Consider the following 11,997-nt stretch of genomic DNA (forward strand, 5'->3'; position numbering starts at 1 on the left):
AGGCCCTGCTCTAGCAGTAATCCACTTTATAATACAGTTGTCATAAAACCATGCCTGAATTACCAGAAGTAGAAACCACAAAAACTAGCCTTGCACCGCTTTTGGGACAACGGGTGGTTGATGTACAGGTCTTTCAGCCAAAACTGCGTTGGGCGATGCCAGATGACTTGAATGTCTTAATTAATTACACATTGGATAGTGTGGAGCGCCGAGCAAAATACCTGATACTTAATTTTTTGCCCGTAGTCACCAATAATTGTGCATCAGTTTTGGCTGATATGGTCGCACCGAGACAATTGCTGATACATTTAGGCATGTCAGGCAGCTTACAACAGTACGGCGATGGTACTGATAAGCGCAAGCACGATCACTTAGTGATTACCTTTGCTGATACGGCTCATACCAAATCGCAACTGCATTACTATGATCCCAGACGTTTTGGCTCAGTGCTGTGGCATGAAGAATATGGTTCTAAGCTACTGGATCATTTGGGTCCTGAGCCCCTATCTGATGTGTTTACCGCAGATTATCTGTATGGCTTAATTCAACGTATTACAGTACTTGATGGAAATAAGATCGATAGCAAATCCGATAATACTCAGCCCAATAAACGACGGCAACCCATTGTTCGAGCGATAAAATCTGTCATCATGGAACAGCAAGTGGTGGTTGGTGTTGGCAATATCTATGCAACAGAAAGCTTATATTTATCAGGCATCCATCCTGCCACTCCTGCCAATCAAATCTCTTATGAGCAAATGGTGATTTTGGTTGATCATATAAAAGATATTCTGAAAAAAGCGATCAAACTTGGTGGCTCAACCTTACGAGACTTTACTGTGGCAAGTGGTCAAACGGGCTATTTTCAGCAAACCTTAAATGTTTATGGCAGACAAGGTGAACCGTGTTTGGCCTGTGATACTGTGCTTGAAAACATCAAGCTCAATGGCAGAGCCAGTGTTTATTGTTCACATTGCCAACCAATAAGCTAGGATGTGTCTTCAATTTAATCGATGGCACTTTAAATATTTTAGAAATGATAATGAAGTACCAAAAAAATCTTCAATACCCTTAGCAGATAGTACAATCGAATTACTTTATATTTGTGCTGTCATTAGGCCATTTTGAACAGCCATATATTTATCGCGCGCATTTTTGTTGCTTATTAATCCACATCTTGCTTTAATAGAGCTAACGCTTACATAAATAGTATTTACCGTTTATGTAGCTGTAATATTAGACCTGCTTATCGTTGCCGCATTGTTTGTATAGGGAAATTGTCTCTGTGTAAAAATAGCAGCAGCCACTAATCATACTACTGATGAGTTTTAGGATATCGTTATGACTGTTAAAGCCAAGACCCGACACACTGTTAAGCAGAAATTCTTTACAGTGTTTGCAACAGTAGGTTTGGTCGTTGCTACTATGCAACCGACCTTTGCAGCGATAGAAATTGATGAAGCTGACTTTGGACCTTCTTATGGAACCATGGTTGCTGATACTATTGTTGGCAAGCCTTTACAGCTTGTCAATGCGGTGGCTGGTACGGCAGCTTATCTTGTGAGTTTGCCTTTTTCACTGATCGGAGGTAATGCCGACCAAGCACAGCAAAAGCTATTTGTTGAGCCTTGGGATGCGATGGGACGATGCTTAGGCTGTACCGTTGCTGAAGATAATTACTACAAATCACAGGTTATTGACAATAATACGGTGCGTATTATCGTTGACCAACCTTCAGAGATTTTAATTAACACCAATGACTACGTGATTGTTACGCCATAATCTTTATCATAGAACAGTCATAAAACAATAAAAGAGGCCAACATTGTGTTGGCCTCTTTTATTGCTTTATGGTGCCCTACTATTTGATCATATTAGATTTGCTTAGTTTGGCACTGATTTCACGAAGCAATTTGACTTCTTCTGAAGGCTCCTCTACCGCTTCTTCTATAATCTCTTCTACTTCGTCAGCACGGCGCATTTTATTGACCATTCTGACCATCATAAAGATAATAAAGGCTAAAATTAGAAAGTTAATAAGTACCGTGATAAAACTGCCGTATGCCAGCACAGGAACACCCGCTTCTTTGAGTGCATCATAAGTCATGGCAATCCCATCCGGCGCATCACCTAGGACAAAAAACATATTTTTAAAGTTAATTTCGCCACCGAAGATAAACGCGACGATCGGCATGATAATGTCATCTACCAAGGATTTTGTAATGGTAGCAAAAGCCCCTCCGATGATCACACCGACTGCTAAATCCATAACATTGCCTTTTAAAGCAAATTCTTTAAACTCTGATACCATACTCATCATTTTCTCCTAAAAATTTATTTACCAATAGACCACTGTCTAAAAATTACTTCAACTTTAGCTTTTATAACAAAAAATGAATACTTTGCTACTGTTTGTTATTCTGTCTTTATTTCTCAACAATTACAACACAAAAAAAAGCAGCATAAAGTGAACGATAATTTGCTCACTCTATACTGCTTTTCTTACTTGCTCGATACTCACGCTCATCCCCTACTGGAGCTCGTGCGAGTATCAAACATAAACAATGAGAATTACTAAATAATTCCCTCGCTTATATTAAGCACCTTTCTTAGCACGGCCGTGACGCTTACGCTCACTTTCGGTCAGATGACGCTTACGGAGACGGATCGCTTTAGGTGTTACTTCAACCAACTCATCATCTTGAATGAATTCAAGTGCTTGCTCAAGGGTGAACTTAACCGCTGGCGTCAACGTCAATGCTTCATCAGTACCACTAGCACGTACGTTAGTTAGCTGTTTAGCCGTCGTTGGGTTAACTGTCATGTCATCGTTACGAGAGTTCAGACCAACGATCATACCTTCATAAACTTCAAGCTGTGGCTCAGCAAATAACTTACCACGTTTTTGCAGGTTAAACAGTGCGAAGCCTAGGCAAACACCTTTAGCCATAGAAACCAATACACCGTTAGAGCGACCACCAACATCACCGATCTTTTGCGGACCGTAATGTGAGAAGCTAGAAGTCATGATACCGCTACCTGAAGTCAGTGTTAAGAACTCAGAACGGAAACCAATCAAACCACGAGCAGGCATAGTCGCTTCAATACGCATGCGACCTTTACCATCAAGTTCCATGTTAGTCATCTCGCCTTTGCGTAGACCAACTTGCTCCATGATAGAGCCTTGATGCCCATCTTCAATATCGAACACAACGTTTTCATACGGCTCTTGTAGCTTACCATCAACTTCTTTAACGATAACTTCTGGGCCTGAAACACCCATCTCAAAACCTTCACGGCGCATGTTTTCGATAAGCACAGATAAATGAAGCTCACCGCGACCTGATACTTTGAATTTATCTGGAGACTCAGTGTCTTCTACACGTAGTGCTACGTTATGAATCAACTCACGCTCAAGACGCTCACGGATATTACGTGAAGTCACAAACTTACCATCACGACCAGCAAATGGTGAATTATTTACTTGGAAGTTCATTGAAACTGTTGGCTCATCAACCGTTAGTGCTGGTAATGCTTCAACATTAGCTGGATCACAAATCGTATCTGAGATATTAAGTGCATCAATACCAGTGATACAAACGATATCGCCTGCTTGTGCGTCTTCAACATCAATACGATCAAGACCATGATAGCCCATGATTTTTAAAATACGGCCGTTACGAGTATTGCCATGTTTGTCAATAACAGTAACTTGCGTGTTCAATTTAACTTTACCACGTTGGATACGGCCAATACCGATAACACCAACAAAGCTATTGTAGTCTAGGCTTGAGATCTGCATGCGGAATGGGGCATCAGCATCAACCTGTGGCGCTTGAACAACATCAACGATTGTTTTGAATAGTGGGGTCATATCGTCAGCTAAATTATCAGCTTCTAGACCAGCAATACCATTCAACGCTGATGCGTAAACAACTGGGAAATCAAGCTGCTCGTCAGTTGCACCTAGATTGTCAAACAAATCAAAGATTTGATCCATAACCCAATCAGGGCGTGAGCCTGGACGGTCAATTTTATTGATAACAACAATTGGCTTTAGACCTTGCTCGAACGCTTTTTGCGTTACAAAACGAGTCTGAGGCATTGGGCCGTCAACAGCATCAACAACCAAAAGTACGCAGTCAACCATTGACATGACACGTTCAACTTCACCACCAAAGTCGGCGTGACCTGGGGTATCTACGATGTTGATACGATACTCAGTTTCTGAAGTATGATCTGTCCAGCGGATGGCTGTATTTTTAGCCAAAATGGTAATACCACGTTCTTGCTCAATATCACCTGAATCCATTGCACGTTCAGCAATGTTTGCGCGGTCGCCAAAAGTACCAGACTGATGTAATAACTTATCAACCAAAGTTGTTTTACCGTGGTCAACGTGGGCAATAATTGCAATGTTACGCAGGTGTTTGATATCGTTCGCCATATAAAATGCTCGTGTCGTCTTAAAAAAATGCAGTAGCAATAAGCGCCGCTGGATAAACTATTATCATCAACCAGATAGACAAATATTGAATCCTAAATGATGCACAATAAATGCTTTCATTCAAAAAATATCAATATAATCAAATATCTATTCTGATAAATTCATCATACAGATAGCTATGCTAATGTACATTCTGTCAGTTTACAGAATGTTTCGGTGGCTAGTATAACATTATTGATTCATAAATTTATGTAATAACTTACTTTTATCAATGCATAAATAAAAAAAGCCACCCAGTGGGTGGCTTTTTTTGTAACTTTATATTTGACTATCTCATTCGCTAACTATTACTTATTGAACAACCATATCTTTAGTTTGTTCAACAGTCATTGTTTTGTCACCAGTGATGATGGCATAAACACGACGGTTCATAGCACGACCTTCTTCAGTGTCGTTTGAAGCGATTGGGTTGTCATAACCGTAACCAACAGTTGATAGACGGTTTGGAGCAATACCGAATTCGTTGGTTAGCATAGATTTAACAGCAACGGCACGGGCTTCAGACAGACGTTGGTTATAACGTGCTGAAGGACCAGTTTTAGAAGCATGACCTTCTACACGTGCTGTAGAGTTAGGATACTCACGCATCTTCTCTGCTACTTTAGCGATTTCTGGCTTGTACTGGTTTTTGATAGCTGATTTGTCGTTATCAAAGAATACACGTAGTTCCATTTTCAGCTCATCAGTAATATCTACTGGTACTGGGCAACCGCGCTCATCAACTACGACATTCATTGGAGTGCCTGGGCATGCATCGATGCTATCAGGTACGCCATCGCCGTCAGAATCAAGGTCAGCTTCAACAACTACTACAGGAGTAGTGTCGACCATTGGCTCTTCCATTGGCGGTACAGCTACTGTAGGTGCTAGATGGCCACCAAGTACAACTTCTAGACCGGCCAAAGCCATGCCTTCCCACCAGTTGTTATCAAAGTTATGAATCGCACGAGCTTCACCACGTAGGCTTAGTGCATCGTTGATACGATACATAGCACCTAGACCTAGGTTACCAATGGTATCTTTAGAGTTTGAAACTTCAGTACCAGCAGCAACTACTTCATTGTTAGAGTTAGTATAAGTTTCTTGGTTCTCTACTTTGATTTTAGACTGACCAGCACCTATTAGTACATAAGGCTTCAACGCGCTGTCAGTATAACCAGTGAATTCTTCAGTACCGATCAAGAAGTTACCAGAAATCATTTCTTGTTCGATATCAAAGCGGTTAACGCCTGCATCAGCAGAATCTTCAGAAGCTTCGCCGTTTGCATCAGACACACCATACTCTACTTGGAACTGAGTAGAAGGAGTCAATTCGATACCTAGCGCAGCACCAGTGTATAGGCTGCTTTCTTTAGCTACGCCGCCGTTGCTGTTACCACGAGTACCATCACCAATTTGCTGTGAAGGATTACTGCCATTTTGGTAAAGGTCTTTACCAGTAGTAAGAACTTCACGCTGTTTGTCAGAGGTATCACTGAATTCATCAGTCATGTGATAACCAAGTAACAATGGGCTAATAGTAACACCAGCATTAGCTGACATAGGTACAGCCGCCACAGCAATAAGAGCTAGAGCTATTTTATTCAATTTCATGGACTTCCCCCAAAGGATAATTTTAGTAATGCATTAAGCAAAACCGATTCGCAAGACGCTGTAAAATAGCCGTCTTTTACGCATTTTAAGTTACAAAGCAAAACCAATTAAGACGTAGCTTAGCGATTATCAACCCAGTTTACAACTTTTTTCGTTAAGGAGCTACACATTATTACACGATAATGTTGTAACCAAAACACAATAAGTAGACTGAGTTACTTAGAACTAACACACCTTACGATCTTTATCTTTTGTATGTCAGTTCATAATAAATACCCAACCAAGCAATACCTATTTACTGTCCACATTTTAATACAAGTTTTGCTTTTTCTCTATTGTTAATATAGAGCATTCACTAATTGAAACATTTTTTGACACTAGGCATATATTCTGTTTATATTATGAAACCCAACATTTTTTAGTACGCTAAATAACCAGACAACGTACCAGTTTTGTATGCAGCCTAAATTTTAAAAAACTGCGATTAATTGCAAAAGTATTCTAAACAGTCGCTGCGATACAAAATGAAAGATAAGGAACCTCATTTTATTACCATAATGGACTGCTATAGGATGTAGCACCTCATGATATTACATCATACAATTTCGTCAAGTTATCTCAAGCTCACTACTGTTCTCTTATTCATACGATTTTTTATCAATAATAGAGCTCATGATAGTCAATCAATATTATTCATCTATCGTCCACCTACTTCACTACTCCCGTCAGCTATATATACTGAGTCATTTCAGTCATGCTTATCTCAATCCGCATTGATATCTAAATCGTTAGTTAGTAAAGGCAACCGCGGTTTTACACTCGTTGAGCTTTTGGTGACCATGACCGTGCTAGGCATTATTGCTACTATCGCCGTTCCAAGCATCTTAACGCACTTAGCCCGTCTAGAGTCTCAGCGGGTCAAACACCAACTTAAAAACACGCTTTCGTTAGCCAGAGCTGAAAGCTATATCAGCAGACAAGATGTCTTGGTTTGCTTATCCAACAATGGGGGACGATGTCACAGAGACAGTGATGAGGTGCTATTGTTGTTTGTGGACAAAAACAATAACAAACATTTTGATAGCGACGTTGATGTGTTGTTGACTCAGCAGGATTTGAAACTTAGATATAGTACGGTGAAATTACGAGTAGGAGGTAGACGTCACTACACCAAGTTTTGGGGCGATAGTGGCAAACCTAGAGGACACTTTGGACACATCAAATACTGCCCTACTGCTTCTTATAACCAAGCTATGTATCAAATCTCGTTTAATCAGGCAGGTATAATCAAACATAAACTCAATGAAGATCACCCTACCAAATGCGGTGCATAAGACGGTGGATCAATCACATAATTAAACAGGTACCTATTGATAACGCTGCTGCTGTTGCCATAGTAAACGGCTTTGTAATGGTTGATAGTCAAGCAAGTGATCCATCAAATGTCGATGTAGCTTTGACCAGTTATTCAATGTTTTTTCGTTGATCCCTAACGCTACCATCTCAATAAGATCATCACCGCTAAAAATGGTCTGTCCAGTGACGCTGTCTAAGTGCTCAGACACTTCATCGTTTCGTACGGTAGGATCACTCTGCAGGGTCGGCATAAAACCCACATCAGGTAAGAATCGATAAGTAAAACCAGATTCGATAGCATCTTCAACGTTGTCATGCGTCAATGTTGGCGTAAAACCCAATTCAGTAAACAAGTACCGTTCAAAGTGGCGCAAACAAAGGCGAAGCTCATTGGCGTTTAAAGGATGTTTGAGTCGTTGTAGACTTATTTGATAGTGTTGCCATAAGGTAGGCATCGGGTCTTCGGTAGGGAGTAGTCGCCAGAGTATTTCATTGAGATATAAAGCAGCGTATTGGTTTTGACCACTGATATTCCCATAAGGCACTGCTGCTAATATTGTAGGCACATTATCTGATGACTCGGCGCCTACTTGCTCGGTATTTACTGGCTCAATGCTTGCTTGAGCAATGATTTGTGAGGTGATATTGATTTGACTAAATGTTTTTAGATCCCGTTTGCCCGTAGCAAAAAGTTGCAATGGCATGAACAGTGGTGCGCCTTTTTTGCCGACACCGTGTATCACACCATGTTGCTGAGAGAAAAGATAATATAAAGCGCGCTTTTCTTGATAAGGGCGCTTATGCAGCAGATAACCAATTAACGCTTCATTGCGCATTTTCTATCCCCTTCGGCTCTCAGCATCTATAAACTATTCTTAGGGCAATATCTTGCCAATATGACAGCTGTTGTTAGTACCCCAAACTGGTCAGCGCACGTTCATCATCAGACCAACCACGTTTCACTTTGACCCACAATGTCAGCATGATTTTTTTATCAAAAAGCTGTTCCATATCTTTACGAGCATCCATGCCTACTTGTTTAATACGTTGGCCTTTATCACCGATAACAATGGCTTTTTGACCACTACGCTCGACATAGATAGTCGCATCAATGAAAGTACAAGCTTTACGTGGACGTCCTGTTTTTGGATCAGTATGTGCAGGCTCATCTTTAAACTCATCAATTTGCACTGTCAAATCATAAGGAACTTCATCACCAGCACTACGCATGATTTTCTCACGAATGATTTCACTGGCTAAAAATCGCTCAGAACGATCTGTGATTTGCTCAGTATCATAAATAGGCGCCGCCACTGGTAGATGTGAGGCAATCACTTCTTGTAAACGATCTAAGTTTTGATTTCTTAGCGCAGACACAGGAACGATATCAGCAAAATCGAAGCTGTCACTAAAGGTTTCAATAAGCGGCAACACGCTACCTTTATCTTTTAGGGTATCTGACTTGTTAATCACTAGCACCACAGTCAAATTGGTGTCGCCAAGCTTTTGTAGTGTCAATAAGTCATCATCACGCCACTGATCGGAGTCAACGACGAACAGTACCAAATCAACATCTACTAGAGCAGATACTGCCGCTTTGTTCATACGCTCATTAATGGCACGCACCTCATTACGGTGAATACCTGGTGTATCAACAAAGACCGCTTGCATCTCATGGTTTGATAAAATGCCATGAATACGATGACGCGTCGTCTGTGGTTTACGTGACGTGATGGACAGTTTTTGTCCCAATAAATGATTCATCAGTGTTGACTTACCAACATTTGGACGTCCAACAATCGCAACATAGCCTGTTCTGAAATCTTCAGACATACGCTTATTATTGCTTGGTGCAAAAAACTCTTCAATGGCCATATCATTTTCTGATGTGACATTGTCTTCATTATTTTGGCTGAGGTGATTGTCTAAGTTTTCATTCATATTGTGAGTATTGTCTTCGTTGTTTGATGGCAAATCAGTACGATTGCTCATAAGTTAATCCTATAGGGTTTATGGCCCGCCAATCATCTTTTATCGTGCGCTAATTAAGTCATCACTAGAGATCGGCTGGCAATATTTGGTTTTTCAAAATAAGTGTTAAGTCAGCACTTCTGATCAATGCCTCTTTAAGATAAATGCGCTTAAAAATAATAGGATAGATTCGAAAGTATGCTGTTAATGATTCTTGGATAGTGGTTAAGAGCGTTTTTTGGCTGAGGCTGGAAGCTTATGTAGCTGATTGATCATCAGCTCTGCAGCTTTCTGTTCAGCAATACGGCGACTTTCACCAGACTCGGTAATGTCAGGACAATTATTGATATTGACATTGCAACGTACCACAAATATTTGATGCGGTGCATTACCACGCGTTTCCATAAGCTCATAGTTGGGCAAATCAAACTGCTTAGACTGTAACCACTCTTGCAGACGACTCTTAGCATCTTTTAATGCCTTTTGATCGTTTACATTGTCGATCAAGTCTCCATACCAAGACAACACGCAGTTGCGAGTAATTTGCATGTCTTGGCTGTCCAAATAGATAGCGCCAATCAAAGACTCTACCGCATCAGCCAAGATAGAAGCACGATTGCGCCCGCCGCCCTTTCGCTCACCCACGCCGAGTATCAAATGATTAGACAGCTCTAAGTTTTGAGCAATAATAACCAGCGACTCTTGACGAACCAAAGTTGCACGCATACGCGTTAAGCGACCCTCGTTTTGAGCAGGGTAACGATGGTATAAAGCCTCGCCCACAATCATACCCAAAAGAGCATCACCTAAGAACTCTAAGCGCTCATAGTTTTTCTTGCTATCAAATGAGCGATGCGTCAATGCCAGTTTTGGTAGACTCAAGTCATTGAAAACATAGCCTAACTTACGTGTCAGCACTGCTAATCTTTGGATAAACTCTGAGCTAACAACCAGTGTGTCAGCAGACGTGCTATTTTTTTGGGGAGTAGTAACCGCTTGGAGATGTTGCGAAGTTGGTTTCATGCGTGGCTTGTGGTTATCCCTTCTGTTTTACAGATTTAGTTTAATAACGTTTTATGGCTTATCTAAAAAGATTAGCATGCTGTTTGATACATCAGACGATTTATTCTGCTGCAGCCATGTCAATATCGTCTTCAAAACGATTCACGATATCAATATTGCTAAATAAATTATTGGTCACTTCATATTTTTTGTGGATGGCCAATTGTCCTGTTTTTTTATCAGTAAATACAAATACGTCTTCTGCGGTAGTGTCATAGTCAGCATTGATAGAGAGCTGTTTATTCACACGCTCAACAAACTGCTTGGCGGTGTCATTATTTTCGTTTGCTTCTTTGAGTTCGGCACTCAACAACTGGGTTAATTGGTAGTCACCAATCTGAGCAGGTAAGATCGCTACCATCAATTTAGTCGCAATGCCCAACACCATAATAATAAGAACGATATTCGTGACACTAGCACCGCGCTGTGTGGCTAAACCAGATAATTGCTGCATTATGACACCCTTCGACTGATAAACGACTGTTTTTAGTGGCCACTCAATGACTAACTAACTATTTAGTGAATAGTAAATTGGCAGATAGTAACGATATTAGCATAAAACGATTATCGATAAATCAATCAATACAGTATCTATGATGTCAATCAATAGCGCCATTGCGCTCAAACGTTGGTAAAGTAAGTCCTGGTGGTTTATGCATCCAGATATAAACTGCCTTACCAGCTAGGTTTCCGTCTGGAACAAAACCCCAAAAACGACCATCAGCACTTCGGTCACGGTTATCACCCATGACAAAATACTGACCCTCTGGCACATTAAGGCGCCACTCGGTACCCTCAGAGCTTACCACTTCTGGCGACTGCTGCTGCAAAAACGGTGCATACTGTGCGCTATTCATACCGCTTAAGTATCGAACAAGATGTGTGTTCTCGCCTTGTACTTCCTGAAAGTATTCAGCCGCGTCTTCTTCTTCTTGACCCATTGCTGCCGCACCTGCTTCTGTCAATACTTGACCTGGAGCCACTTGTCCTGGCAGATAAAGCTGCGAGGTTAATTCGTCTTTTGCAGCAAAGTCCACAGAGCTGGTTTCAACAGGCACATCATTAATAGACAGTGTGCCTTGATTATAACTAACCGTGTCACCGGGCAAACCGATAACCCGTTTTATATAATAGATACTAGGGTTTTCAGGATAACGAAAGACAGCGACATCGCCATGTTCTGGCGCGCCAGTATCCAATACTTTATTGTATGTCAAAGGCAGACGCACACCATAGGCATACTTATTAACGGCAATAAAGTCACCCGTATATAATGTCGGCACCATAGAAGATGATGGGATATTGAAAGGCTCAATTAAAAACGAGCGAACAATCAATACCACTGCCAGTACAGGAAAGAAGTCGTAAGCCCAGCGTACTAAAAGACTTTCTTTGCCACGCCCGCACGTCTTTCGTTGTTTGAGTGTCAGTTTGTCTAACAGCCAAACGATACCTAAGCCTATGGTTAACGGTACTAAAATTAAATTAAAATCAAAATCCATACCAAA

The 11,997-nt window shown here is 41.0% G+C and carries 11 protein-coding genes; 3 read left to right on the forward strand and 8 right to left on the reverse strand.

Features of this window, described 5'->3' with window-relative positions:
- Nucleotides 1-50 precede the first annotated feature (50 nt).
- Together mutM and I6E86_RS00255 are read left to right on the forward strand one after the other, a co-directional pair.
- Nucleotides 51-992, forward strand: a complete 942-nt coding sequence (gene mutM, locus I6E86_RS00250) for a bifunctional DNA-formamidopyrimidine glycosylase/DNA-(apurinic or apyrimidinic site) lyase (RefSeq protein ID WP_197174578.1) — start codon at nucleotides 51-53, stop codon at nucleotides 990-992.
- A 349-nt stretch (nucleotides 993-1,341) separates the two neighbouring features.
- Nucleotides 1,342-1,782 carry a hypothetical protein gene (locus I6E86_RS00255; RefSeq protein WP_197174579.1) on the forward strand — a complete coding sequence of 147 codons (441 nt, stop codon included), beginning with the start codon at nucleotides 1,342-1,344 and terminating at the stop codon, nucleotides 1,780-1,782.
- 79 nt (nucleotides 1,783-1,861) lie between these two features.
- On the opposite strand, the gene mscL is transcribed toward I6E86_RS00255, so the two are convergent.
- The 3 genes from mscL to I6E86_RS00270 all read right to left on the reverse strand — a co-directional run bounded on the left by mscL (nucleotide 1,862) and on the right by I6E86_RS00270 (nucleotide 6,100).
- Nucleotides 1,862-2,317, reverse strand: coding sequence for a large conductance mechanosensitive channel protein MscL (gene mscL / locus I6E86_RS00260; RefSeq protein ID WP_197174580.1), 456 nt, complete (start codon nucleotides 2,315-2,317; stop codon nucleotides 1,862-1,864).
- A 279-nt stretch (nucleotides 2,318-2,596) separates the two neighbouring features.
- Nucleotides 2,597-4,447 (reverse strand): translational GTPase TypA, encoded by a 1,851-nt coding sequence (gene typA, locus I6E86_RS00265; protein WP_194363681.1) that lies wholly within the window; start codon nucleotides 4,445-4,447, stop codon nucleotides 2,597-2,599.
- Between the two features lie 351 nt (nucleotides 4,448-4,798).
- The gene (locus I6E86_RS00270; protein ID WP_197174581.1) at nucleotides 4,799-6,100 is read right to left on the reverse strand and encodes an OmpA family protein; all 1,302 of its coding nucleotides are present in this window, start codon (nucleotides 6,098-6,100) and stop codon (nucleotides 4,799-4,801) included.
- Between the two features lie 773 nt (nucleotides 6,101-6,873).
- Between I6E86_RS00270 and I6E86_RS00275 the strand changes: the two genes are divergently transcribed.
- Complete coding sequence (locus I6E86_RS00275) at nucleotides 6,874-7,434, forward strand: GspH/FimT family pseudopilin (protein ID WP_413786976.1); 561 nt, start codon at nucleotides 6,874-6,876, stop codon at nucleotides 7,432-7,434.
- Between the two features lie 33 nt (nucleotides 7,435-7,467).
- On the opposite strand, the gene recO is transcribed toward I6E86_RS00275, so the two are convergent.
- The 5 genes from recO to lepB form a co-directional block, all read right to left on the reverse strand.
- On the reverse strand, nucleotides 7,468-8,292 hold the full coding sequence (recO, locus tag I6E86_RS00280) for a DNA repair protein RecO (RefSeq protein ID WP_197174583.1): 825 nt from the start codon (nucleotides 8,290-8,292) through the stop codon (nucleotides 7,468-7,470).
- Between the two features lie 73 nt (nucleotides 8,293-8,365).
- On the reverse strand, nucleotides 8,366-9,331 hold the full coding sequence (era, locus tag I6E86_RS00285; protein ID WP_413786980.1) for a GTPase Era: 966 nt from the start codon (nucleotides 9,329-9,331) through the stop codon (nucleotides 8,366-8,368).
- A gap of 321 nt (nucleotides 9,332-9,652) precedes the next feature.
- Nucleotides 9,653-10,450 (reverse strand): ribonuclease III, encoded by a 798-nt coding sequence (gene rnc, locus I6E86_RS00290; protein WP_197174584.1) that lies wholly within the window; start codon nucleotides 10,448-10,450, stop codon nucleotides 9,653-9,655.
- A gap of 100 nt (nucleotides 10,451-10,550) precedes the next feature.
- Nucleotides 10,551-10,943, reverse strand: a complete 393-nt coding sequence (locus I6E86_RS00295) for a DUF4845 domain-containing protein (protein WP_227680457.1) — start codon at nucleotides 10,941-10,943, stop codon at nucleotides 10,551-10,553.
- 145 nt (nucleotides 10,944-11,088) lie between these two features.
- Nucleotides 11,089-11,991 carry a signal peptidase I gene (lepB, locus tag I6E86_RS00300; protein WP_197174585.1) on the reverse strand — a complete coding sequence of 301 codons (903 nt, stop codon included), beginning with the start codon at nucleotides 11,989-11,991 and terminating at the stop codon, nucleotides 11,089-11,091.
- Nucleotides 11,992-11,997 lie beyond the last annotated feature (6 nt).

It is taken from the genome of Psychrobacter sp. SWN149, from assembly GCF_015864565.1.
GTDB lineage: Bacteria > Pseudomonadota > Gammaproteobacteria > Pseudomonadales > Moraxellaceae > Psychrobacter.